The organism is Fusibacter sp. A1 (assembly GCF_004125825.1).
Classification (GTDB): Bacteria; Bacillota; Clostridia; order Peptostreptococcales; family Acidaminobacteraceae; genus QQWI01.
This window is the reverse complement of sequence record NZ_QQWI01000007.1, coordinates 182,379-206,732: the sequence shown is the minus strand read 5'-3', so window position 1 is coordinate 206,732 and position 24,354 is coordinate 182,379. Positions and strand designations below refer to the sequence as shown.

The 24,354-nt window shown below is 40.9% G+C and carries 20 protein-coding genes and 1 tRNA gene; 13 read left to right on the top strand and 8 right to left on the bottom strand.

What is annotated here, in order from left to right:
* The first annotated feature begins 221 nt into the window (after window positions 1-221).
* Complete coding sequence (locus DWB64_RS11950) at window positions 222-1,814, top strand: M4 family metallopeptidase (RefSeq protein WP_129488475.1); 1,593 nt, start codon at window positions 222-224, stop codon at window positions 1,812-1,814.
* A gap of 96 nt (window positions 1,815-1,910) precedes the next feature.
* Here the strand turns inward: DWB64_RS11950 and DWB64_RS11945 are convergent, their stop codons facing one another.
* Window positions 1,911-2,528 (bottom strand): hypothetical protein, encoded by a 618-nt coding sequence (locus DWB64_RS11945; protein ID WP_206736675.1) that lies wholly within the window; start codon window positions 2,526-2,528, stop codon window positions 1,911-1,913.
* A 281-nt stretch (window positions 2,529-2,809) separates the two neighbouring features.
* On the opposite strand from DWB64_RS11945, the gene DWB64_RS11940 reads away from it, so the two are divergent.
* The 3 genes from DWB64_RS11940 to DWB64_RS11930 all read left to right on the top strand — a co-directional run bounded on the left by DWB64_RS11940 (window position 2,810) and on the right by DWB64_RS11930 (window position 4,323).
* A complete protein-coding gene (locus DWB64_RS11940; protein WP_129488474.1) occupies window positions 2,810-3,328 on the top strand; it encodes a YcxB family protein in 519 nt (172 codons plus the stop codon).
* Between the two features lie 121 nt (window positions 3,329-3,449).
* A tRNA-Ser gene (locus tag DWB64_RS11935) sits at window positions 3,450-3,537 on the top strand.
* A 210-nt stretch (window positions 3,538-3,747) separates the two neighbouring features.
* Complete coding sequence (locus DWB64_RS11930; protein ID WP_164980384.1) at window positions 3,748-4,323, top strand: GNAT family N-acetyltransferase; 576 nt, start codon at window positions 3,748-3,750, stop codon at window positions 4,321-4,323.
* Between the two features lie 112 nt (window positions 4,324-4,435).
* Here DWB64_RS11930 and mnmH read toward each other — a convergent pair whose 3' ends face one another.
* Window positions 4,436-5,527, bottom strand: a complete 1,092-nt coding sequence (mnmH, locus tag DWB64_RS11925) for a tRNA 2-selenouridine(34) synthase MnmH (RefSeq protein ID WP_129488472.1) — start codon at window positions 5,525-5,527, stop codon at window positions 4,436-4,438.
* On the bottom strand, window positions 5,528-6,559 hold the full coding sequence (gene selD / locus DWB64_RS11920) for a selenide, water dikinase SelD (protein ID WP_129488471.1): 1,032 nt from the start codon (window positions 6,557-6,559) through the stop codon (window positions 5,528-5,530).
* A gap of 179 nt (window positions 6,560-6,738) precedes the next feature.
* Here selD and DWB64_RS11915 point away from each other — a divergent pair, with 179 nt between their 5' ends.
* The gene (locus DWB64_RS11915) at window positions 6,739-7,608 is read left to right on the top strand and encodes a GNAT family N-acetyltransferase (RefSeq protein ID WP_129488470.1); all 870 of its coding nucleotides are present in this window, start codon (window positions 6,739-6,741) and stop codon (window positions 7,606-7,608) included.
* A gap of 36 nt (window positions 7,609-7,644) precedes the next feature.
* Window positions 7,645-8,178, top strand: a complete 534-nt coding sequence (locus DWB64_RS11910; RefSeq protein WP_129488469.1) for a dihydrofolate reductase family protein — start codon at window positions 7,645-7,647, stop codon at window positions 8,176-8,178.
* A gap of 68 nt (window positions 8,179-8,246) precedes the next feature.
* Here DWB64_RS11910 and DWB64_RS11905 read toward each other — a convergent pair whose 3' ends face one another.
* Window positions 8,247-9,041, bottom strand: a complete 795-nt coding sequence (locus DWB64_RS11905; RefSeq protein WP_129488468.1) for an RNA methyltransferase — start codon at window positions 9,039-9,041, stop codon at window positions 8,247-8,249.
* Between the two features lie 356 nt (window positions 9,042-9,397).
* Here DWB64_RS11905 and DWB64_RS11900 point away from each other — a divergent pair, with 356 nt between their 5' ends.
* The 5 genes from DWB64_RS11900 (at window position 9,398) to DWB64_RS11880 (ending at window position 17,976) form a co-directional block, all read left to right on the top strand.
* Window positions 9,398-11,917 (top strand): EAL domain-containing protein, encoded by a 2,520-nt coding sequence (locus tag DWB64_RS11900; RefSeq protein ID WP_129488467.1) that lies wholly within the window; start codon window positions 9,398-9,400, stop codon window positions 11,915-11,917.
* 191 nt (window positions 11,918-12,108) lie between these two features.
* Window positions 12,109-12,978, top strand: a complete 870-nt coding sequence (locus DWB64_RS11895) for an EFR1 family ferrodoxin (RefSeq protein WP_129488466.1) — start codon at window positions 12,109-12,111, stop codon at window positions 12,976-12,978.
* A 269-nt stretch (window positions 12,979-13,247) separates the two neighbouring features.
* Window positions 13,248-14,369, top strand: a complete 1,122-nt coding sequence (locus tag DWB64_RS11890) for a 4Fe-4S binding protein (protein ID WP_164980383.1) — start codon at window positions 13,248-13,250, stop codon at window positions 14,367-14,369.
* A gap of 194 nt (window positions 14,370-14,563) precedes the next feature.
* Window positions 14,564-16,672, top strand: coding sequence for an LTA synthase family protein (locus DWB64_RS11885; protein ID WP_129488464.1), 2,109 nt, complete (start codon window positions 14,564-14,566; stop codon window positions 16,670-16,672).
* A gap of 374 nt (window positions 16,673-17,046) precedes the next feature.
* The gene (locus tag DWB64_RS11880) at window positions 17,047-17,976 is read left to right on the top strand and encodes an aminoglycoside phosphotransferase family protein (RefSeq protein ID WP_129488463.1); all 930 of its coding nucleotides are present in this window, start codon (window positions 17,047-17,049) and stop codon (window positions 17,974-17,976) included.
* A 107-nt stretch (window positions 17,977-18,083) separates the two neighbouring features.
* On the opposite strand, the gene DWB64_RS11875 is transcribed toward DWB64_RS11880, so the two are convergent.
* From DWB64_RS11875 to pdxS, 4 genes are all read right to left on the bottom strand, one after another.
* Window positions 18,084-18,683 (bottom strand): acetate uptake transporter family protein, encoded by a 600-nt coding sequence (locus tag DWB64_RS11875; protein WP_129488462.1) that lies wholly within the window; start codon window positions 18,681-18,683, stop codon window positions 18,084-18,086.
* A 188-nt stretch (window positions 18,684-18,871) separates the two neighbouring features.
* Window positions 18,872-19,825, bottom strand: a complete 954-nt coding sequence (locus DWB64_RS11870) for a tRNA-dihydrouridine synthase (protein WP_129488461.1) — start codon at window positions 19,823-19,825, stop codon at window positions 18,872-18,874.
* 164 nt (window positions 19,826-19,989) lie between these two features.
* A complete protein-coding gene (gene pdxT / locus DWB64_RS11865) occupies window positions 19,990-20,559 on the bottom strand; it encodes a pyridoxal 5'-phosphate synthase glutaminase subunit PdxT (RefSeq protein ID WP_129488460.1) in 570 nt (189 codons plus the stop codon).
* 1 nt (window position 20,560) lies between these two features.
* On the bottom strand, window positions 20,561-21,439 hold the full coding sequence (pdxS, locus tag DWB64_RS11860; RefSeq protein WP_129488459.1) for a pyridoxal 5'-phosphate synthase lyase subunit PdxS: 879 nt from the start codon (window positions 21,437-21,439) through the stop codon (window positions 20,561-20,563).
* A gap of 262 nt (window positions 21,440-21,701) precedes the next feature.
* On the opposite strand from pdxS, the gene DWB64_RS11855 reads away from it, so the two are divergent.
* Together DWB64_RS11855 and DWB64_RS11850 are read left to right on the top strand one after the other, a co-directional pair.
* Entirely contained in the window at window positions 21,702-22,424 is a 723-nt protein-coding gene (locus DWB64_RS11855; protein WP_129488458.1) for a GntR family transcriptional regulator, read from the top strand.
* A gap of 187 nt (window positions 22,425-22,611) precedes the next feature.
* Entirely contained in the window at window positions 22,612-24,354 is a 1,743-nt protein-coding gene (locus tag DWB64_RS11850; protein WP_129488457.1) for an NAD(P)/FAD-dependent oxidoreductase, read from the top strand.

Sequence of the window (24,354 nt, the reverse complement as noted above, 5' to 3'; positions counted from 1 at the left end):
TTAAAGGTCGTACAAAAGACAACGATTTCTTTATCTGAAAATTCAAAAAACATTTACTTTCGTGATTCAAATCTATATAATTAACTTGCCCATAAGATTCATTGATAGATTATAAAAAATATGAAGTTATGGGTGAAGTACACCATTGATGAAAGTGTATAGTCGTACAATGAGTGAGATTGAGCTAACAGACGAGAAGTAAACACTTAGGGGGAACAGTAATGAAAAAACGAATTTATCTTTTTATTCTAATCGTATGCCTTGTGGTATCAAGTTTTTCATTCGCAGGATCATCTTCGAATGGAAATCAAGCAATTCCTGTACTGATTAATGGAGAACTGACTGACGCATCAGATGATGAGGGCGCAGTTATTGTTCAAAAGTATTTAAACGAGCATAAGTCTTCGTTTAAACTTAAGGAAAATCATGGTTTTAGGGTGAAGCATGTTGAAAAGCAAAACGGAAACACAATCGTCAGACTTCAACAAACAATTGACGGTGTTCCTGTAGTTGGTTTTGAACAAGTTGCGAACATCGACGAAAACGGAATCATGACATCTTTAGCCGGTCAATTACTTAAAGAGAAAAACGTAAGAGCCGGTAAAAAAATCAACGCTAATAAAGCGGTAGATATCGCAATTGGCGATTTAACGGTTACACCTGTATTTGAAGATAAACCTTCTGCGAAACTTGTATATATCGTTGACGATAACGGCGCGACGCTTGCGTACGAGATCGAACTTAGCTACATGGAACCTGAAGCTGGAAGATGGTTCTACTATGTAAGTGCTGATAAGGGTACTGTGGTAAATAAATACAATAAACTGGATACTGCAAAACCTGTTAAGCCTGCTAAACCGACTTCTGGTATTGCAGTAGACAGTAGCGGTATCGATGTGAACGGCGTTTTAAGATCCTTCAAAGCCTTGCAATCAGGTAGCTTGTTCTTACTTCATGACAAAACAAGAGGTAACGGTATCTACACTTATGATGCGGCCAATAGAACAAGAACTCCTGGTAGTCTTTGGTCGGATTATGATAACTACTTAGGCGCGGCTTATGACGCACCAGCTGTGAGCGCTCATGCCAATGCATCTGACGTTTATGATTTTTACTTAAATGTATTTAACAGAAGAAGTTATGACAACAATAATGCAAAATTGATTTCATCGGTCCACTATTCACGTAATTACAACAATGCGTTCTGGAACGGAAGTCAAATGGTATACGGCGACGGCGATGGAAACGTGTTCTATCCTCTATCGGGCGCACTTGATGTTGTCGCTCATGAGTTGACTCATGCGGTTACTGAATACACTTGTGACTTGATTTACCAAAACGAGTCAGGCGCAATCAACGAAGCGCTTTCTGACATCATGGGAACTGCAGTTGAGTTTTACTACAATGACGATCCAGATTACCTGATTGGCGAAGATATTTCTGGTCCTGGACTAGGTGCTGTAGCTCTTAGATCAATGGCTGACCCAACAATCATGGGAGATCCTGATCACTATTCTGTTAGATATACAGGAAAACAAGATAACGGTGGCGTTCATATCAACAGCAGTATCATCAATAAAGCTGCATACTTGATGGCAGAAGGCGGTACTCACTATAACGTGAGAGTAACTGGCATAAGCATCGAAAAAACTGCAGATATATTCTACAGATGTATGACAAACTACCTAACTGCATCTTCAAACTTCAACGCCCTAAAAGCGGCTGCCATTCAATCGGCTACTGACCTTTATGGTGGTTCAAGTGCAGAAGTGACAACGGTTATCGACGCATTCAATGCGGTAGGTATTCAGTAAACCATTAGATTCATAGTTTTCGACTATACACGAATAGATCAATCAATAAAAGCCAGTCGGCATGTTCTTAAGGAACGATGCCGTACTGGCTTTTTTTTATAGTACTGCAATCAGGTGGGTTAGAGTGTAATATACACCATAGAGGATGCTGATGATACTGACTCCGACAGTGATTGTCTTGTTTATGGTCTCAGTACCGCTAGTCGCTACAAAAGGTAGAGAGATCATCGTGGTTGAAGCCATCATACCTATGATGGTACCAAAACCAAAAATCAGAATGAAATTTATGCCTTCTAAAGGAGTCTTCACTGTCGACATAGTCAATATGATTAAAGCTCCACTACCGGATAAGCCATGGATGACACCCATGAGGATGGACCTTAAATAGCCACTTTTAAGATCCTGGTGGCGATGGTTGCCGTGGGGACTTGTTAAGGCCTTAAAACCGAAGTAAATCAACATAAAACCCACTAACACCTCAAGAGAAGACGAGATAGATTCTGAAACCGTACCTTTTAGAAGGATGAAGGCGCTTCCGATAACGAATAGGACCGCGGTATGCCCAAGGCCCCAAAATAAACCTAGCTTCATCGCATTATCGATTTTTTTCGAATTAGTCACAATAGTGGATACGGCAATTACGTGATCGGGTTCAATTGAATGCTTGATACCGAGCAAAAGACTTAATAGTAGAACTTCAATGATAGGATTCATGAAACCTCCTCAAGTTGATTTGTCTTTTAATAAACCAAATAAGGATAGCACAGAAATGATTCGTTTACAATTAGGGGGGGCAGTAGCATTTCCTTAATGGTTATCAGCTCGAATATTTATTACTGAAGCAAGGATGCGATTTGATCCTGCAAGTCACGTAGCTTTGTAGGTCAAGGAAAATGGATCGATCAATTTACACATAGAAATGGAAAAGCTATAATGATACATAAAGAAGGCTTATGTGAATATCTTGAAAGACAACGCACAAAAAAGGAGAGCTTATGACAATCAACTACACCCTTGGACTGGATGATTATATTGCATTCAATCTGTACCATACCCAAAATTCACCCTTAATGAGAAGGGCGGTACTCTTTCAACGAGTCCTTCCGCCGATAGCTTTTATCATCTTTGGAACGATACTCGCCAATATCATGGATCTGCCACTAATGTTTTCTGTTTTTATCTATACAGGATTATCTGTCATCTGGATGCTTTACTTTCCAAAATATTTTCGCAAGTCCCTTATAAAAAGGGTGACGAAGTTATTGCTTGAAAAGAATAATATGGGATTGTTCGGCGATTATTCACTAACTGTCAACGAAGGTGGAATAACATCTAGTGGACCGAATCAGATGAACGAGGTAAAGTGGTCAGGGATTAAATCATTAGAAATCGCAAAAGAACATATCTATTTGTACAACAGCTCTGTCAGTGCCTATATCTTACCCAAAGTGGCTTTTACCGATGAAGCGGAGCAGCAAGGGTTTGTTGATATGATTGCCGAAAAAATCAGATAGAAAAGATAGATTGTTGGTATTTTGGCACTTAAAAGAAGTGAAATTGCATTTTTTAATTGAATTATGGTGCGAGGTATATTAAGATGGTATAGGACAGTCTTCACGGGATGTGAAGCTAAATGGAGAGATGTCCGAGCGGCTTAAGGAGCACGCCTGGAAAGCGTGTAAACTGAAAGGTTTCGCGGGTTCAAATCCCGCTCTCTCCGCCATTTTCTTATTATGCGAAATTAAATTATCTATAGACTGATTCAGGCACTCGCTTAAGCGAGTGCCTTTTTGCTTCCAGTCAGGTTTTGAAAAGTATTGATGAAAAGTCTTTTTTTACTATAAGTGTTCTTTAGCAAGCAGCGTACTTATCATTACCTGTTAAAACTGATACAATTTTCTAAAAGGACTTTTAAGTTGTTATGGAGGATACGATGAAACTGGAGTATAAAAAAGTAAGTCTGGACTATCTGATGGAATACTCACTTGTTCCGATACATATCGCAGTGACCGACTATTATCATATTGAGGATACTAAAAAGTTGAGTCTAGATGAGATGGAGCTTAGACCGGTGGAAAAACCGTATTTGAAGTATTTCGATACGAGAGAAGATAATCCATTTGCCCTAAGCGACAAGTTCGATCTTGCAAACTGGCAACTGATCGCCTGCTTTGACGGTGATAGAATCATTGGAGGAGCATTACTGGCTATGGATACGCAGGGTGTTAACATGTTAAAGGGTAGAAGTGATCTTGCGGTGATATGGGATTTGAGAGTCGACAGCAATTATCGAGGTATGGGAATCGGAAAAAGACTTGTTGACATTTGCGCTGCAGAAGCCAAGATGAAAAAATGCACAGAAATCAACATAGAATGCCAGAACACGAATGTTAGAGGCTGCAATTTTTATAATAAGGTGGCTAAACTTTACAGTATCAAGTTTGACGCCTACGATGATGAATATGCAGCGGAAGCCCAATTGATATGGCATATTGATTTGAATAGTTAGATGGAAGATGGCTCTTGATAGTAGTTCAAAACACCATTTTCAGTGAACTGAATAGGTAAAATAAAAATCATGTGCGAAGATGCACATGATTTTTTTATTAAAGAGCTAAATCTTAGCTGGTGAAAAACTGTAAAGCCTCTTCGGGTGAACCTTCGAATACTTCCTTACGTGACCATTTTGATTTTTGATAGTCATACATGGGATCATAATAGGTAGTGAGAAGATATTGGATCCAATGCTTATGTTCATCGAGGGTAGTGCTTTGGCAAGCGTGGTCGAACAACCCTAAGACATACTGCAGACGATCGCCGCCTAATTTACGCTTAATCTTCATCAGATTGTTTCTCATATCCGATTTCCAATTGATTTCGCCTGACTCAGCGAAGGTTTTAGTGTAATTGGCCAGTGCTTCTACAACATATTCCTGCCAAGTGATCTCAACTCTGGTTTCAATAGGCAATACTATTGAAACGATCTCTGCTGAAGACATGTATTCTAAAAAAGGAGCTGGAAGCATGTTCTTGCCGATGTTTCTACTTTCGAGTTCAAGAATAAGCTGCTTGTGTCCAAGATACTTTTGTGTGATCAGTTCATACGCCAAGGCATTTTCAAAAGCGATCTGACTAGGTTGCGGTGTGATAAACCCACCGAATGAAGACCCCCTGTGGTTCGCAAGGCCTTCTAGGTCAATCGCGTTAGCTAGTTGCTTTAAAAGAATCGTTTTACCGACACCGGTATTGCCACCTAATACAATTGGCTTCATCGGTATGTTTTCTGGTAAAGTCGCGTTTATCAAATGGTTTCTGAAAGCTTTATAACCGCCTTCAAGTCGTAGCGGTTTGTGAATTCCTGACTCATGTATCCAACCCTGTGTGATCTTAGAACGCATTCCACCTCTAAAGCACATGACGATACTGTCAGGGTGGTTGTTAAGCTCTTCGTTCCAAGCCATAATCCTATTTTGCTTGATATCTCCTGATACAAGCTTAAATCCCATGGCTATTGCGGCTTCTCTGCCAACTTGCTTATAGCAGGTGCCAATGACTTTTCTGTCCTGATCATCCATGATCGGAAGATTTACAGCACCGGGAAAACTTCCTTTTTCAAATTCAATTGGAGCTCTGACATCTATGATCGGTGTGCGGTCGATGACGATTTGGTCGAAATCATTTCGAGTGGGTAGATTCATATCCAATTTAAGCATTTAGATCACCGTAATCAAAGGTTTTTTCGGTTCTGTTGTTTTTCCGATAGAAGTTAGTTCCAGTCCGTGTTCTAAGGCAGCTTCTAAAAATTGGTCCAAAGCATCCTCTTTCACTATAGCCAGTAGTCCACCGGATGTTTGAGCATCACATAAGATATCTTTATAGTCTTCTGGCATTTCGGATAAATGATGACCGTAACTGACAAAATTCTTCTTCGTGCCTCCTGGGACACAACCCATCGCTTGATAGTATCGTGTATTCGGCAGTAAAGGAACTTTGTCGAATTCTACGGTCGCAGAAACCTTGCTTGCTTCACATATTTCTGATAGGTGTCCGAGCAGACCAAAACCGGTGACATCAGTAAGGGCAACGACACCTTCGATAGATGAGAATGCTTTTCCGACTGAGTTAAGCGTACACATCGCGTCGATCGCATGCTCGATATGGCCGTCTTCAATTTTTTTGCGTTTTTGAGCGGTCGTCAGAATGCCGATCCCGATAGGCTTGGTGATAAAAATATGGCAGTCAGGCTCAGCCTGATTGTTTCTTTTTAGCTGCTTGTTGTCGACAATACCTGTAACCGCCAAACCGAAAATCGGTTCTGGCGAGTCGATGGAATGACCGCCTGCAAGTGGAATGCCTGCTGCAAGGCACGTCGCTCTACCGCCATCGATGACCTGACTTGCGACTTCTGCGGGTAGTTTGTCTACGGGCCATCCAAAGATAGCGATCGCCATTAGTGGAGTACCACCCATTGCATAGATATCGCTTATCGCGTTTGTCGCAGCGATTCTACCGAAGGTATAGGGATCATCTACAATAGGCATAAAAAAGTCAGTTGTACTTAAAACAGATGTTCCGTTACCAAGATCAAAGGCAGCCGCGTCATCATTGGATCCGTTTCCAACCAGGAGTCTAGGAAAATCTGATGTATCGCGTGACGATTTTATGATGCTGTTGAGTACGGATAAGGGTAATTTACAGCCGCATCCGGCGCCGTGTGAGTATTCTGTAAGTTTTATTGGATTCATATAGACCTCTTTCTATTTTCTTGTTCTATCATACACCTTTTTTGTGTTAAGTTTAAGTGGTTCGTGTTAAATGATGGGATTGAAGGGTATCTATTAATTTTGTACAATTGAGACAAGGAGCTGTAGCAATCATAAGTCAATCCAATATAAATAACAGATTATCCATACTGGGAGTCAATATGATAAAAAAAACTTGGAATCAACTGATTGAAAAGGAAAAAGAGGATGTGATCCGCTATATCGAATCATGTCATGACAATGTATTCAATAGGTCGAGAGAAACTCAGATAAGAGCGATTGAAGGCATGACCTACGGTAGCGGCGATCAATACTTTGTTTTTTTTGAAGGCGACATGATTATCGGTACTGTCGGTGTCATTCTTAAAGAAGTCGCACCACAAGGTATCGCTTACATAAATGAACTGCGCGGAACACAAAGTACTGAACTCAGAAAACATTTGGTCGACTTTGCAAAAGACATGTGCATTAAGAGCGGTGCCAGAGAAGTGAAGGTAGGGTTACTTGAGAGACATGACGAATTTATCCCACAACTGGTTGAAGGCGGATTTAGCTATGTTCATAGTCTAGTGGAGTTAAATAAGTGCAATAGGGAACTCTATGAGGATGCCGTAGCTATTGACCTTTTAACTCTAGATCACGCAGAGGCTTTTGCGACCATCATGACCGAAGCCTTCAAGGATTCTCCAAACGGGGCTACTGTGACGGTAGAAGACGCTAAAAAGCAAGCTGAGGAAAATGATCTTTGTGGTGTCATTTCAGTTGATTCGACAGCGGTTGGTGCGTTTGAACTGACCCTAAAGGATGAAATCGGCTGGATCGACACCTTGGCGGTCGCTCCCACCAACCAAAACAAGGGCTATGGTAAATTGCTGTTTAGAAGTGTACAGAACTATCTGTGGGAGCACGGAGCAAAGGAACTGAAGATGTGTGTGTTCGATACAAACAAGATTGCTTTCGACCTTTACTTGAAGCATGGATTCACAAGAGGACAATTGCTATCTAAATGGTACTCGTTGCACCCTAAATAGGCAACTGGTAAATTAATCTGTTTAAGGAGGGTTTACATGAGAAAAATCATTCTTAACTTGGCAATTAGCCTCGACGGCTATATTGCCGATTTGAATGGCGGTTTTGATTGGATCAAGGGGGATGGGGATGTAAAGTGCAATACAGAAAAATCCTTTGATTTCTTAGCTTTCATGGACAATGTCGACACGGTCGTTATGGGGGCCAAAGCCTATGAAGACTGTGGAATAAGGGATGTCATGAATTATGAGTCAAAACGATTCATTGTCGCAACATCCAGAGTCTTGACTGGAGAGAAGCAAGTTGAATTTGTAAATGGAGACATTTGCGGTCATGTGCAGCTACTACAGGAACAGGCAGGAAAAGACATTTGGTTATTCGGTGGAGCGGGGCTTACAGACGCGTTCATAAAAAAGAATATCATCGACGAGTACATCATCGGAATCATTCCAATACTACTTGGAAGCGGACGAAGGCTGTTTCTTGATGATAATCCTACAATTGAGCTGCATTTGGATGAATGCACCGTTCAAGAAGGCATTACAATCCTTAAATACACGAGAAGAAATTAGGTTAGGCATATGAAAAAGACAAATCCATTCTAAGAAAGTTAGAATTGGATTTGTCTTTTTAGTTTTAATCATGCGTTTTTTCTCATGGACAAGTCATAAATGATGATAGAGGCTGCGACGCCGACATTAAGGGAATCACATACGCCATGCATGGGAATACTGATCTGAAAGGAAGATTGCCTGTCCCACTCGGTTGAAATGCCGTAACGCTCGTTGCCGACGATGACGGCAGGCTTACTAAATGTCGGAGCATGCCTAAAATCAACTTTTGCATCAGGAGTAGCAAGAACTGTGGTGAAGCCATGTGTCTTTAGCGCTTGTTCGCAAGCACCTACTGAATCGACAATAGTCCATGGAACATGGAAACAGCCCCCCATGCTGGACTTGATCACCATATGGTTGTTGATTTTGGCTTTTTCGTTGACGATAAGAACAGCATCTACTTTCGAAGCATCGCAGGTCCTGAATATGGTTCCGATATTACCGTGTGATTCGAGTCCGTCAAGGATAACGACTCGTTCCGATTCACTAAGTATCGTATCCAAGGAGCGACCAATCTTTGTAATGATCGCCAGTATCGCAGAGCCGTTATCTTTTTCGCTGATCTGGGTTGCGATCTTTTTAGAAATTAGAAATACATGTTCCGATTTATCTGCAAGCGACTTCACTAGATCCGCTTGTGACCTTGTGAGTAGGTCTTCGCATATAAACAGGCTGTCGACTAATGCATCTGAATGCATCAGTTTTTCTATCATCCAGGCCCCTTCTGCAATAAAGCTATTTGGATACTCTTTTGACCCTTTTTTAAGTTTTAGAAAGTGTTTGATTAGTGGATGTTTTACACCGATTTGCTTTTGCGTCATGTAACTGCTCCTTTCATCCGGTTACCGTAATTGAATGAGAGTTGCAAGTGCAAACACAAAGCATTTTGCGTCATGCAAGTTGAAATCGAACTGATTTCTATGCCAAGTGTCTACCTTGCATGACGCAAATCATTTACTGCCTGATGAATGTTCAAATTAATCACCTCGCTTTTACTAAAGAATAGCATAGTTTGATTCGAGCGATATGCCAGTGTTTGATTTAAATTGATAATTCCACTAGAGTTGATACGTCTATGAAAAGATGATTCTTAGGACCCATAAAAGAACGCCAAAATATGCATATATCCGATACCATAGGGTAATCATTAATCACAAAGATCTTTTAGGAGGCCAGTATGAAAGAACACAGTGAAAATATCTCGGCCGTGAAGTTCGCTCATAACGGAGAGTTGAACCTATTATCGAAGCATGACCTTCCAGTATTCATGTGCAATGAAAAGGGCATTATTCTCGAACACAATCTCGCTTTTGCACAGTTTATGGGTGGACATGAGGGCTCTTTAGTGAGAAGCTCTTTTTTCGATTTTTTGCTGATGCCTGATAAAAGAAAAGTTGAAGGTAGTTTTTTGGAGGTATATGCCAGTGAAAAGGAATCGGATACCTTATCAATTGGAATAATGTTCGACCATAAAAAGATTAATCGAGTTCGGTTGATATTAAGTGCGATAGTCAGTCAAAGTGGGGAGAACAACATCCTTGGTACCATCATCGAGATGTCAGAAATCAGCAAAATTGAAACCAAGTATGATGACTTGATGGATGAGTTTGATATGATTCAAGAAATAGGGAATATTGGAGGATGGACGTTTGACAGCGAAGCGGTCGACTTTTCATTCATGTCAAGACAATTACTGCAAATACTTGATTTTGACGCTAAGGACTCCAAACGACCATATCATTCCTTGTTAAGCATGGTGGATGATGATGATTGTGAAGCATTTAAAGGCATCTTTGTCGCCAGACAAAAGTTTGGTACGAATGAACATTTGTTCAAGATTCGAACTAGGCGGGGCATTAAAAGACATATCAGAAGCACCAGTAAAGTGACTAAGCTAAAAAAAGGGAAGATTATAGAAGTCAAAGGTGTTTTTCAAGATGTCACAAATCTAGTCAAAATGGAAAACTACCTTAGGAATATAGCTTATAATGACTTGATTACAAAGCTGCCAAACCTAAATTATCTTGAAAAACAGTTCAAACAGTATAGAGAGCAGTTGGACAGTTTTGAATCCTTGTATCTCATGATCGTGCATCCGCTTAAGCTTAAAGATGTCAATTCTTTTGCAGGATACGTGATAGGAAACGAAATTTTGAAGCAAATAGGCAATCGTATCGTGTCCATTATGCCTGAAAATGCAATTGTCGCAAAATCAAGAGGTAGTAAGTTTGCCATTTTGATTCATAGCGTTCAAGAAGCTTCAGGTATTGAATATCTAGCTGAAGAAGTGGTCAAACTTGGTCAAGACCCCTATGATGTAAGTGATCTCGAACTGTTTATTAAACAGGTGGTGGGAATAAGCAAGTGTGAAAATAAAGAGATGAAGTTTACAGAACTTTATGCTCAAGCAAATCTCGCTTTAAAGTATATCGATCCTGTAAATGGAGACTATAAGTCTTTCTTACCTAACTTAAGCATTGAGAACTTTAAGCATTTATCACTTGCCAACGATTTGAAAACTGCAATTTCAAAGCAGCAGATTTTCAGCTACTTTCAGCCTCAAATCAATATCCATAAAGGAGTTATCACAGGGGCGGAAGTGCTTTTAAGGTGGAATCATCCCGATTGGGGACTGGTCAATCCTGATGAGTTCATCAGCATCGCTGAAGAAACAGGCGTGATTATCCAACTTGGCGATTTTGTAATTCAAAAAACCTGTGAACAGCTTAGTAAGTGGAAGAACAGTAAACTTAAGGATCTTACGCTATCCATCAATGTATCAAGATTTCAGCTTGTGCATAAGAGTTTTCTAACGACACTAAAAGAAATCATCGCAAAGCATCAGATTGATACGCGTCTACTAAAAATCGAAATTACAGAGAGCTATCTATTCGGTGATGATCGTTTAGCAAGGGACACCCTGGTCCAACTGCAAAAAATGGGAATCAAAGTTGAAATCGACGGTTTTGGAACCGGCTACTCATCTCTGGCTCAGCTCAAGACGATGCCGTTTGATTCATTCAAAGTCGATAGAACCTTCGTGCGGGAGGTCACTCGTGATAAGTTTGTCGCAGTTATCGCAAATATGCTGATCAATCTTGCGGATGAAATGGATGTAGGAATTCTAGTGGAAGGCGTTGAAAAAAAAGAAGAAATCGCCTATTTTGTCAATCGGGGATGTTCAATTTTTCAAGGGTACTATTTTAGCAAGCCAGTCGCCCTTGATCAGTTTGAAGCATATTATCATACCTTTGAATTTACTAAAGACGAGGAAAAAGAAAAGTTAAAGTTCATCGAGAAGAACCAACGAAAATTCTATAGGATAAATTTACATGTGCCGCTTGCTGTTGAGTTGAAGCTCACAAAAATCGGAACGGAACTTGTGGATATCAATAGCAGACTGATCGCTGTCGATAACATCGGCCCAGGCGGCTTGAGATTCAACTGCGATATCGACTTTCCAGTAAGTAAGAAGATGCTAATGAACTTTTCAACCAGCATCCTAGATGAGGTATTTAGCGTCAATGGAACGATTGTTCGAAAAACAGAAAGCGATGATAGCAATTTTTCCTATGGAGTTGAGTTTGAACTCTCAGAAACTGAACAGCAACTTGTACTGAATCTGCTCAATAAATTGCAGCTTCATATAAAAACGCATCGATTTTCTCCTAATTATGACGTTTATCATTATATCTAAAAGCATATGCACCCAAAATATTCCTAACGGCACTTACTGGTCAGTGAGAAGAATTCAACGTAAAGTCCATCAAGAATACATCTTCTTCATATGTTAAGATAGAATATGTAATTGGCTACAGCAGTGTTTATTGGCAGTACTTATAGCAGAAACGATTAAGCAGCTGCACCATTCAAATTGGAGTGAAGATAATGATTAAAAGGGTGACAATCATTTATTTTACAGGAACAGGCAGTACCGAAAAAATCGCCTGTTCGATAAAAGAACATTTTGAACAGTCTGGGATAAGCGTACAATGTGACAAGCTGCATGCACAAGTCCCTTTAACAAAAGAACCTGATGGTTTTTTGATAGTTTTGTTTCCTGTTCATGCCTGTAGGGCGCCAAAGCCTGTTGAGGATCATATCGCATCATTTTCGTCTGTAAAAAACGGACATGGAGCGGTATTGTCGGTTTCAGGCGGCGGTGAGATATCGCCTAACACAGCTAGCAGAAACAAGGTGAAAAGCCTGTTGAGACGAAAAGGGTACGCTATAGATTACGAGGACATGTTCATCATGCCATCCAACTGGGCATATCCCACTCCGCCTCAAGTATCAAAATGGCTTCTGAATACTTATGAAAAGAAATGTGGGCAAACGGTAAATCGAATTCTGGCTGGTGAGAATAGACAGCTGAAAACACGTTGGATCGACCACCTACTAGCTGGATTTGGTAGACTTGAACATGTGGGCGCCAGCCGTTTTGCAGCGCGATTCAGAGTTGCTTCAAGTTGCAACCTATGTGGTTGGTGCGAAGCCAACTGTCCTGTCGGTAATATCAGCATGGCCTTTGAGAAGCTTCAGTTTGGGAATCACTGCATCATGTGCATGAACTGTCTCTATGGATGCCCACGAAAGGCCATCAAACCAAGTTCGATGAAGTGGTGTGTCCTTAAGGAAGGATACTCTCTAGATTATCCGTTAGAATCATTTGACGAGAAAGCCTATCGTGAAGTGGAACCCCTGCTAAAGGGTTACCTATTGTCAGGAGTCAAAACCTATCTAAAGCAACTGATATGATCTTATAAGATAAGGTTTGTCAGTTGTCAAGTTTGAGCTATCCGAAGCAATTTGATGAAGATATAAGCTAAAACCTATGTTTATGATGATGAACATAGGTTTTTTTATGTTTTCATCGTTGCAGGTTTAGTGTATGATTTTAAGTGTTGCATAATGTTAGCTAGCTAAATAAATGACGACTCTTTTTCTACACATAAGTTTCACACAATTGGCAGCTATGCTTGGGATGTTGAATGATTAGGGAAAAGAAGTAGGAGGTAATGATTCGAATGCGTAATACTGGCAAGATAAGATTGGCGGTTCAATTGCTAAGTGTAGTGCTAGCAATTTGGGGACTGCTTGAAAATATACAAGTGACTGTCGCACTTGTTTTCGTGACGACTGTTCTTGCAGGTCCTTTTTTTTGTGGGTGGATTTGTCCGATGGGAACTTTGCAAGACCTTATGGGAAGACTTAACAAGCGTAAAAAGTTAAAGATGCCAAGGTACGTTCATAAATATCTGATCTTCACAAGATATCTGCTGTGGGGCTTGATGTTCGGTCTCGGATTTGATCTGATGCATACGCTGCTGAAGATGGATGCAAGAGCTGACTTGAATGGTATATTAAGTGGAAAACAGATGAGTCTATCGGTTTATGTGATCATCGCTACCTATGCTGCGATCTCCTATTTTTTTGAACGTCCATTTTGCAATTACTTTTGCTTGCAAGGAGCGCAATATGGACTCATCGGAATTCTCAGACCTTTTCGGATTACAAGAAATAAACTGTTATGTGTCGATTGCAAACAGTGCGATAAAGTTTGTCCCATGAACAATGAATTGTCAAAAGTTGACTTTAGCAAGTCCCTTCACTGTATCAATTGCCTTCGTTGCGTAGAATCCTGCCCAAAGAAAGGGGCGTTGGCGTTTAAGTCGCCACCGATTAGTGCCAATCAGTTGATACTGTATTTAGTTGCTGTAGCGCTTTGTATTTCGGTTTATGTGGGAATGTTTTCGAATCACGCTATGAAAGAGGAACGTGTAACAAAAGAAGTGGTACTACCTTCAGTAGTGGAGTCATCATCAGAGGAATCCTTTATTGGGGATCCATCAGAAAATAATGAATATTCCTCTGGGTTGAAGGACGGCTTTTATACAGGAGAAGCCATCGGATTTAGAGGTCTGGTCGTAGTGGGTGTGACAATTGAGAACGGCAGCATAACAGGTGTCGAAGTCGTATCGCACCGAGAAGATAGAAGATGGTACATGAGGGCGATAGGCGTGATACCAAATGCGATTATCCAGGCTCAAAGCGCAGATGTCGATTCGGTTACGGGTGCGACCTATTCCTCCAATGCAATCATTAACGGTGCTAAAGAAGCGCTTGAAAAAGCGATGAAGGCAGACTGACAATCGACTTATGAAACTTCTTTTATCGGGAACACCTCTGCTTAGAGCAAGAGGTGTGTTTTCGTTATGAAATGAATCAAAAAAATAATACAATTGTTACTGCATAGTATTGGAAAAATGATAATTCAAGTGTTATAATTTGCTTTTAGCAATTACACCAATTACATGAGGAATATTAAGGTAGGAAGCAATTAATGTTAAAAGATAGAATAATCAGTGAGTTAGACAATAGATTTAAAGCAATAAGAATTTTTTTTGGAAAACTTAGTCGTAAACCGATGAAGCAGATGGTTGTTTTGTCAATAGCAGTCTACTTCATACTGGAAACACTCAGTAGCAGGTCTCCGCTCGAAGGTATGCTGTCTGTAGTTGATAATCCACTAATGAGTATTCAAAATACTCTGATCATCTTTTTGACGCTATCAGTTGCCAATTTCATATCCAGAAGAAATTTCATAGTCCTATTGATTTCAGTGTCGTGGATTCTGCTGGGCTTTAGCAATTTTTTGCTTTTAGGTTACAGAACGACTCCGCTTACAGCTGCCGATATCGGAATACTGAAGTCGGTTTTTGATATTATCAGTGTTTACATGAATCCAATTCAGGTAGGTCTTGTAGTTTTACTGGTGATAGCAGTCTTTATAAGTATGATTTATGCATTCTTTAAGATCGGTAAAACAAAGGTGCAGTTCAAGAACGCCATTATTGTATTTTGCTGCACTTTGGCGATGCTTTCTGCTGTAAATACATTGTCATTCAGAACAAACTCGCTTACCGACAATTTTACAAACATCGCTCAAGCCTTTCAGGACTACGGATTTGCGTATTGCTTTTCAATCAGCCTTATCGATAGGGGAATCGATGAACCTAAGACATATAGCCAAGAGGTAATAGAGGATGTGCTGGAAGATATCGAGTACCCGATTAAGTCTGAAGAGGATTATGTACATGAGGTGGTGCTCTTAAAGGACAATGAAATCAACCCCTTCCTTTACGTAATCGACTCTTCCGAGGATAAAAAGAATGACGGGAGGAAACCGAATATCGTCATGGTGCAGTTGGAATCTTTTTTTGATGTGAACCATCTGAAAGACTTTAGCTTTTCGGAGGATCCAACGCCGATTTTTAATCAACTCAAAAAGGACCATTCTTCGGGATTCTTAACCGTACCATCCATTGGAGCGGGTACGGCGAATACAGAATTTGAAGTACTCACAGGGATGAGTTTAAACTTTTTTGGAGCTGGAGAGTATCCTTATAAGACCATCCTCAAGGAGAAATCTGTTGAAAGCATCGCTTTCAATTTGGAAGAGCAGGGGTATCGCAGTCATGCGATTCACAACAATACTGGGACATTCTATTCAAGGCATTACGTGTATCCCAATTTAGGCTTTGATAGTTTTAGTTCAGTCGAATACATGCGAGATTATGAGCTCAACCCACTAGGATGGGTCAAGGACAAGGTGATCACACCTGAAATCATAAAAGCGCTAAAGGCTACTGAGGAGCAAGATTTTGTCTTTGCAGTTTCTGTGCAGCCTCATGGTAAATATCCTAGCGAAGTGGTGGATGAAAATCAGAGAATAACAGTCACCGCAGACCTTGAAGAAGACAAGCTTATCGGATATGAGTATTTTGTCAATCAGTTGCATGAAACGGACCAGTTTATCGGCGACTTGACTCAGCAGCTGATGAAATACCCTGAACCTGTGGTCTTGGTCTTATACGGCGACCATTTGCCGACAATGGGTATAGAAGATGAGGATTTGACCAACCTGAACAAGTTTCAGACAGAATATGTGATATGGAGTAATTTCGATATCAATAAGATGGATAAGAATCTGATGGCTTATCAGCTGAATGCTTATGTGATGGAACGACTTGGTTACGATAATGGTGTGCTTTCAAAGTTCCATCAGATGAATGCTACAGCTGAAGATTATATGGATACCTTCCTATTGTTGCAATATGACATGTTATATGGACAAATGAACGTTTATGGCGGATTTAGCCCCCATCATCGAAAATCGATGAAAATGGGTCTTGCTCCTATCGAGTTGACATCCATTTCTGTACGTGGGGAAACAGTCTTCATTCATGGAAATAATTTTACGAAAGCGAGTGCGGTTTTCATGGACGGTGAGATTCAAGAGACCTGGTATGTTGATAAAAACACACTGATTCTACCCTTTGAGATCACAGATGTCCACAGCAAGCTTTTTGTCGCTCAAGTCACACCAAAAGAATATAAGTTGAGCAAGTCTAAAGAAATTGAGATTATGGATTTGTTCGTCATTAGATGAACTATAAGATAGATTATCATAACCACCACTATAAAAGCGCCCAGATGAAGGGCGCTTTATAGTGGTGGTTTTCTTTTCTTATCTTCATACATTTTTTGATCGATTTTATCAATTGAGGAAATTTCCTCAATTGCATCGAAGAGGTCTAGTGACTTTGGATCTTCAATAAAATGAATCCCATTGCTAAAATGTACGCGGTAACAGGAGTCATTGTTTTGATTATGGAGGTCGGTGTCATGTGCCAAGCGGTCGATCATCTGCCATACTACTAGAGGATCATCTGATTCGACTAGTATTTCAAATCCATACTCAAATTGCCATTTTCAAATTTTAGCATTATAATAGCAATAAACTAAAACAAAGGTGGAATCAAAATGCTGAGCTATACAGACGAGTTTGTAGTAAGTCATGCTACCGATATAATAGGGAAACCAGTTGAAATCACTCCTGTCGGTCATCACCAAATAGGTAGAAACCTAGTGTATAAGGTGACGACTGGAGAAACAGTTTTTATACTTAAGTATTACTTCAAACCCAATAAATGCGCAAATGAGATTAGAACATCAAAACTCCTTGAAGAAGCCGGAATTGCATGCCCTAAAGTCCTCTGTTCAGGAATAACAAGTGACGGATTTGACTATGCCCTTATCGAGTTTGTTGATGGTGAGACGCTGCTATCGGTTCAAGACAAACTTTCACAAATAGAACTTAGCGAGATCTACAGGTCGATGGGGGAAACCCTTGCGAAAATTCACAACATCAGAACCTTTGACCACTTTAAAACGTGGGAAGTCACTGAGGAGAACAAGGAATGGGTTTTCAACTTCAAAAAGGCTGTTAGAAAAGATATCGATAGGTTCTTTAACCGATATGATGAGGATTCATGTGACGATTATCAAACCTTTAAAACGGGCTATGACCAGTTTATTAAAAACATCGATCTGTTCGATCAGGTCAAGACAGCGGTCTTATGCCACCATGATTTCAGTGCCAGAAACATGATGGTCAAAAAAGAGAACGGATTTTACCGGCTAAAAGCCGTTTTTGACTTTGAGCACAGTCAGCCGTCAGCGGATATATTGGATTTTATCGATACGAGTATCATGATAAAAGACTCAGTACCGCAGTACCTGGATGATTTTTCAACAGGCTACCTGAAAAACAGAAGTACAACATACGAAAACATGAATGAACTCGAAAGACTGGCATCTATCTATATTCCAATCGTCATATGCAGTTGGTCAAAAGAAAATGCACCGGACTTTTACGAATTCGGTTTAAACCTGCTTAAACAGAATATTTAGAATCAAAACGTGCCAGTCACCAAATGATTCATTCATTTGGTGACTGGCACGTTTTGATTAGTTGGCTATAAAAAAAGCATACAACCACTCGGTTGTATGCTTTTACATTATGATTTAAAGGGTCCTGGCAGTGGGTAGAACTGTCTGCCAAAAGCAGTATTAACGACCATTGCAGACGAAAGGTAGATGGCTACAACACCAGCAAGCAGCAGTCCCCATCCTGGAATAAAGGAGTACGTTTTAGGTAGGATGCCTAAATCCATCAAGGTGATGAAAGGTAGTGATACATCCAGTAAAAGCACGATGATTGTCAGTAGACGTGTGCTTTTGAAAAATGCTGGTGTCCATAAGATGATTGCTATTGTCAATACAAGCCAAGCCCAACCGTCGATGTGGGCGTCGAATGTGATTCCCTTATTGATCATGTTGAATTTCATGATCATTTCAAGACCACCGACAAGCATGAAGAACGCGCTAAAGAAGAGGAATGTGTTACCACCTGTCATGTTACCGGATTTTAAGTCAAGCAGACCTACGACGAACTGGACGACGAATCCGCCGATCAACCAGATTCCTAGTAGTGGAAGTGCGTCGTGAGTGACTTTACCTGTCAAAAGTGCGAAAAAGCAAAAACATGCAATCGCTAGTGCGATTAATCCTGCCGGAGTAGGGTTCGACCATTCCTTGATGTGCTGTGTGTTATCCATAATGACCTCGCTTATCAATTTTATTGTTACATACCTATAAGACCAACTGCTAAAGTTTAACACAGCAGGAGGAGCAATACAACGAATAAGATGTTAAGAAAATATCAATTAATTCAAAACGTGCCAGTCACCGAATGAACGCTTCATTTGGTGACTGGCACGTTTTGAACAATAGATTACTTGTGATTCTATTCCATCCAACCGTTAGATGGATGGAACAGCTGGTTGATTACTTCGAGATAGGCATGGATTGTGGTGCATTTCTTTATCTTTTTTAAGAACTTACCGGTTGGATCAAGGTGAACAGAGGTGTACATCCAGAATTCCTTCATTCTGTCGCATAGATGCTTGTCACCGGATATTATGGATTTATAATGAGAATAGACGGCATCATGGAAATCCTTCATGATACTAAACTTTTGACTAGTTGTGAGAGTGCCTCCCTTGATGTCTGAAGCTAAGAAGGGATCGATGAGCGCGCCTCTTCCTAGCATGAAATTATCGATGTCAGGAAATCTGCTATTGATTTTGTTGTAGTCGTCTACAGTGAAAATGTCGCCATTATAGGTCATTTCATGTTGGCAGGATTTATATAAGACTTCAAACGCATCCAGATCCACAGTACCTGTATACATCTGTCTGCCTGTTCTACCATGAATCATGACACCACACAAGGGATAGTCGTTGAGCACTTCAATCACTTTGATTCCTTCTTCTAAATCATCCATACCGAGACGCATTTTTACCGTCAGGTCGTAGGTGAGATCCTTACATACTTCATCAAGAAACTCTCTGATCATATCCGGGTGGGCTAAGATACCTGAACCCTTTTTCTTTTTTGTGACCATAGGATAAGGGCAACCGATATTCCAGTTGATTTCCTTGTAGCCCATCGCTGAGATCGTATTTGCAAAAAACTTGAAATTATCGGCATTGTTGCTAAGCAATTGAGGAACGACATCAAGGCCTTTGGTGTTGACTTGCGGGAGGATATCCTTAAAAAGCGAGGAATTCGACTTTCGCATATTGTTTGTATCGATAAAGGGTGAATAATACGTATCGATGCCACCGAAATATTCGGCATAGAGATTCCTATATAAAGCAATAGTCATTCCCTGAATCGGTGCTAAAAAAAGTTTCATAACTTCTCCATTCTGAATTAAAATAATATACATTATTCTAACACACATACCTTCGTTTTCTAAGCAACTTTTATCACAGGCTTGGTCAATCAAAATGTAAAAATCCCTGAACGCCAGCATAGGATGCTATACATGCGATCAGGGATTTATAGTGTTGAGAAGTATTAGTCGATCATACCGATAAAGTAGCGCAAAAAGCTTGTATCCTCAGTCAGTTCAGGATGAAAGGAGGTTGCTAGCATATTGCCTTGTCGGGCTGCTACCACATCACCGTTCACTTTGTGGAGCGTTTCCACGTCTTTTGATGTGGAGACGATAAATGGCGCTCTAATGAATACTAATGGCACAGGGTTGTCTGAAACGGAAGCAATAGGCTCGTTTGTAATAAAGCTGTCTAGTTGCCTGCCGTATGCGTTGCGTCTCACGGTCATTCCCATGGTGCCTAAATGACTTACTTCTGTTCCTTCGATAGTATCAGCCAGCAAGATCATTCCTGCACAGGTCCCCCAAACAGGCATGCCTGAGTGAATTCTTGATTGGAGCGGTTCTTTTAGCGAGAAGTCGTTGATGAGCTTGCCCATAACCGTACTTTCACCGCCGGGAAGAATCAGGGCATCCACAGCATTGAGCTGATCAGCGGTACGTACTTCGATACCTTTATGACCAAGCGAAACAATATGATGGATATGTTCTTTAAAAGCACCTTGAAGCGCTAAAACCCCGATGGTTTTCATCTTAGTAGCCTCTTTCCGCCATACGCTCATCTTTGCTGATTTCGTACACGTTGATACCGACCATCGGTTCTCCTAGGTTCTCTGAAACTTCAGCAACCATCGCAGGATTGTTGAAATGAGTTACCGCTTTGACGATTGCCGCAGCGCGCTTTCTAGGATCTCCTGATTTGAAGATTCCTGATCCGACGAATACGCCGTCGCAACCCAGTTGCATCATCATCGCCGCATCAGCGGGTGTAGCGACACCGCCTGCTGCGAAATTGACTACAGGCAGCTTGCCGTTTTCATGGATATATTCAACAAGGTGGATAGGAGCTTGCAGCTCTTTAGCGGCATTCATCAGCTCTTCTTTTGATAGCCCTTGAATTCTTCTGATTTCTGAGTTCATCATGCGCATATGTCTTACCGCTTCGATTACATCGCCTGTACCAGGCTCGCCTTTTGTGCGGATCATGGAAGCACCTTCACCGATGCGTCTTAGTGCTTCACCTAGGTTTTTAGCTCCGCATACGAAAGGTACTTTAAATGCTTTTTTGTCAATGTGCAGTGTAGGATCCGCAGGCGTCAAGACTTCACTCTCGTCGATATAATCCACTTGGATCGCTTCAAGGATTTGTGCCTCGACAAAATGACCGATTCTTACTTTGGCCATTACAGGTATGGAAACCGCTTCTTGAATGCGTTTGATCATTTGTGGGTCTGAGGCGCGAGCGACACCGCCGTCTTTTCTGATATCGGCAGGAACACGTTCCAAAGCCATTACCGCGCATGCACCTGCTTCTTGAGCGATGATTGCCTCTTCTGCATTTGTTACATCCATAATAACGCCGCCCTTAAGCATTTGAGCCAAGTTCTTATTTAGATCATATCGTGAGTTCATTGTTTTCTCCCATTCTCATCATTGTTTTGAATTGTATTGCCGTCGATAGGTACATTAAAACATTACGGCGTATCAAATTCAAGTGCATCGTAACAAAAGCCTTGCCCTCTTATTATTGTAACGGTACAATTTAAGAGGTGTAGAAGTAATTCATCAGATTTTAAAGTTGAAAGGAGCAGACACTTTGTATATACTGAGTGATATACTTGAAGAAAAATAGGCGGTTTTTAGAAAATGCAAGCAGGACTATTGGGGTTAATTTATGAAACTAAATCGAAAACTGCATGTCCCTTTATACATACAACTTAAGGACCAGATTCTTGCGGAGATAAAATCAGAAAAGTTTGAGATCGGAGATGTCATTCCCAGTGAACAGGAAATGATGAAATCCTATCAGGTTGGACGAGTGACTGTGCGTGAAGCGATCAACGAGCTTGTTAAAGAGGGACTTTTAGAAAAAAAACAGGGTAAGGGGACTTTTATTAGAAAAAAGGACACCAGTATCGGGTATGAACCCTTAATCAGCCTTTCCTATTTTTTGAATTTAAGATGCTGGGATCACCACAATGAGGTTTTGCGTAAAGAAATTGTTACTATGAACCAGGATCAAAAGGAAGCCTCGAAGATCGAGAGTTCAAAGATATTGATTTTAGACAGAAACCGGTTTATCGATACGCATCCACTCGGCCTTGAGGTATTCTATTTTCATGAAGCTTTCATAGCGTTGTCAAAAGATGCTGATCTAAATCTATCGATAGGAAAATTGCTACTGGAAACATTGAAACTGCCTGTTGAGAAAATGGTGCAAGAAGTCATCGTCGTCAAAGCAAGCGATAGGGAGGCAGCACTTTTAAAACTAGCGCCGGGTGGTGATTTGATGTATATGAAGCGATGGCTTTATATCAGAGGTTACGAAGGTGTTTTTCAGTATTATGAGTTTAAGGTTCCTGTAGGGGTTTCTGCGTTTCCGACTGAGTTCTTGTAAAAAAAGAATAAGATTGGCTATTTAGCTCATTTGTACGAGATGATCAGTTTCATGCGCGTATTGTATAGGTGAAAGCTGGATAGCTTTTTTTGTGTTTTCATTGGGATAGCCTATTGATTATCTCTATTGATATGATATATTTATATTAACTCGTCCGAACGACCGAATGTTATCGAGGTGATATAGTATGAACTCCATTAAGCGACTTGAACGTGAATTGCAAAAGCGATATAACAAAAGCATCAAATGCAGTCGGATTGGTGATTCCATAAGGGTTGAGGGAAACGTCATGACCCATGAGGAGGTTGTAGCTATAGGCTATCGCGCCGCAAAGACTTCTTTCAAACAAGTAGTCAATGATGTCACCCCTTTTTTTGACCTCAATTTACAGAAAATTCAGTCATCGAGTCCGGTCGATGGAGACGACGTGATACCTTCGTTAAATCAGCCACGTACATGCGATGTGCTTATCATCGGGGCTGGTATCATCGGAGCCTCTATTGCAAGAGAACTTTCAAAGTATGAACTTGATATTGTATTAGTGGATAAGGAATATGACGTTGCGGTGCATACTTCCTCTAGAAACGACGGAATGATACATCCTGGAATCGCATCGCCCATGGGAACACTTAAATTGCAAATGAACTTGCGGGGCAACCATTTGTATGAACAGGTATCAAAGGAGCTTGGAGTTCCTATCAGAAGGTGCGGCTCAAGCATTCTCTTTAGATCTAGGGTCAGTAAACTGCTTATTCCGTACTTTGTCTTAAAAGCAAAAATAATAAAAATGCCGGGTCTTTCGATCATGAGTAAGAGGAAGGTCTATGAAAAGGAACCCCATCTGGCACCAGGTATATCTTGGGGAGTCTTCTGCGCCAGTGCGGGTGTGACATCACCCTACAAGATGACGGTGGCTTATGCTGAAAATGCGGTGATCAACGGTGTCGAGCTTCGACTGAATACAGAAGTGAAAGCGATGTCTGTAGAGACTGATACAGGAAAGATACTAGAAGTGAAGACTGAAAACGGAGTCATAAGGCCTATGCTGACGGTCAATGCTGCCGGAGCCTATGCTGATATCATTGCGGAAATGGCAGATGACAGATATTACTCCATTCATCCGAGAAAAGGCGAAATTGTTTTGCTTGATAAGAAAAAGGCGGATCGGTTGACGGGTATCTTGGGTTTTGTAGGCGATCGGAGTGATAAGAATACAAAAGGAGGTGGCCTGGTCAAGACTTATGAGAACAATATTTTGATTGGTCCCAATGCCTTTGAAGTGTCCTCGCGAGAAGATTACAGTACCGATAGCGATACGATAGGGAGGATGCTGGCTACAAAGATTCCTCAAGTCACAGGGCTTGTAAAAGAAGATGTAATCACTTACTTTAGCGGAATTAGAGCAGCTACCTATAAAGAGGACTTTATCATTGAAGCGTCAAATAAAGTAGGCAATCTGATACATGTCGCAGGAATACAATCGCCGGGATTCGCCTCGGCACCTGCGATCGCTGAACGCGTCGAAATGCTTGTCGGTGACTACTTTAGCAAGCAAGCGGATGCGAACGCCAACTTTAGGAAAAAGGAGATTTGGAATCCAATCAGGCAGGCGATACCCGAAGTTTGCAGCATGCCATACGAAGAGAGAACTGCTCTGATACGATCAAATCCCGATTACGGTGAAATTGTATGCAGATGTGAGGAAATCAGCAGGGGCGAAATAATCGACGCGCTAAGTGGTCCGATTGAGATCGATAGCGTGGATGCGGTTAAAAGACGTGTTAGAGCCGGAATGGGAAGATGTCAAGGAGGATTTTGCCTACCGCTGGTGATGGAAATCATCCAGAGCGAAAAAGGAATTCCTTTGAATCAGATTACTAAAAAAGGAAAAAACTCGACAATTGCCGCACATAGCACAAAGGAGGTATAG

What these genes read in the sequence shown, in the direction of transcription:
- DWB64_RS11950 (WP_129488475.1), top strand. Translation starts at nt 222, where the DNA reads ATGAAAAAACGAATTTATCTTTTTATTCTAATCGTATGCCTTGTGGTA.
- DWB64_RS11945 (WP_206736675.1), bottom strand. Translation starts at nt 2,528, where the DNA reads ATGAATCCTATCATTGAAGTTCTACTATTAAGTCTTTTGCTCGGTATC.
- DWB64_RS11940 (WP_129488474.1), top strand. Translation starts at nt 2,810, where the DNA reads ATGACAATCAACTACACCCTTGGACTGGATGATTATATTGCATTCAAT.
- DWB64_RS11930 (WP_164980384.1), top strand. Translation starts at nt 3,748, where the DNA reads ATGAAACTGGAGTATAAAAAAGTAAGTCTGGACTATCTGATGGAATAC.
- mnmH (WP_129488472.1), bottom strand. Translation starts at nt 5,527, where the DNA reads ATGCTTAAATTGGATATGAATCTACCCACTCGAAATGATTTCGACCAA.
- selD (WP_129488471.1), bottom strand. Translation starts at nt 6,559, where the DNA reads ATGAATCCAATAAAACTTACAGAATACTCACACGGCGCCGGATGCGGC.
- DWB64_RS11915 (WP_129488470.1), top strand. Translation starts at nt 6,739, where the DNA reads ATGATAAAAAAAACTTGGAATCAACTGATTGAAAAGGAAAAAGAGGAT.
- DWB64_RS11910 (WP_129488469.1), top strand. Translation starts at nt 7,645, where the DNA reads ATGAGAAAAATCATTCTTAACTTGGCAATTAGCCTCGACGGCTATATT.
- DWB64_RS11905 (WP_129488468.1), bottom strand. Translation starts at nt 9,041, where the DNA reads ATGACGCAAAAGCAAATCGGTGTAAAACATCCACTAATCAAACACTTT.
- DWB64_RS11900 (WP_129488467.1), top strand. Translation starts at nt 9,398, where the DNA reads ATGAAAGAACACAGTGAAAATATCTCGGCCGTGAAGTTCGCTCATAAC.
- DWB64_RS11895 (WP_129488466.1), top strand. Translation starts at nt 12,109, where the DNA reads ATGATTAAAAGGGTGACAATCATTTATTTTACAGGAACAGGCAGTACC.
- DWB64_RS11890 (WP_164980383.1), top strand. Translation starts at nt 13,248, where the DNA reads ATGCGTAATACTGGCAAGATAAGATTGGCGGTTCAATTGCTAAGTGTA.
- DWB64_RS11885 (WP_129488464.1), top strand. Translation starts at nt 14,564, where the DNA reads ATGTTAAAAGATAGAATAATCAGTGAGTTAGACAATAGATTTAAAGCA.
- DWB64_RS11880 (WP_129488463.1), top strand. Translation starts at nt 17,047, where the DNA reads ATGCTGAGCTATACAGACGAGTTTGTAGTAAGTCATGCTACCGATATA.
- DWB64_RS11875 (WP_129488462.1), bottom strand. Translation starts at nt 18,683, where the DNA reads ATGGATAACACACAGCACATCAAGGAATGGTCGAACCCTACTCCGGCA.
- DWB64_RS11870 (WP_129488461.1), bottom strand. Translation starts at nt 19,825, where the DNA reads ATGAAACTTTTTTTAGCACCGATTCAGGGAATGACTATTGCTTTATAT.
- pdxT (WP_129488460.1), bottom strand. Translation starts at nt 20,559, where the DNA reads ATGAAAACCATCGGGGTTTTAGCGCTTCAAGGTGCTTTTAAAGAACAT.
- pdxS (WP_129488459.1), bottom strand. Translation starts at nt 21,439, where the DNA reads ATGAACTCACGATATGATCTAAATAAGAACTTGGCTCAAATGCTTAAG.
- DWB64_RS11855 (WP_129488458.1), top strand. Translation starts at nt 21,702, where the DNA reads ATGAAACTAAATCGAAAACTGCATGTCCCTTTATACATACAACTTAAG.
- DWB64_RS11850 (WP_129488457.1), top strand. Translation starts at nt 22,612, where the DNA reads ATGAACTCCATTAAGCGACTTGAACGTGAATTGCAAAAGCGATATAAC.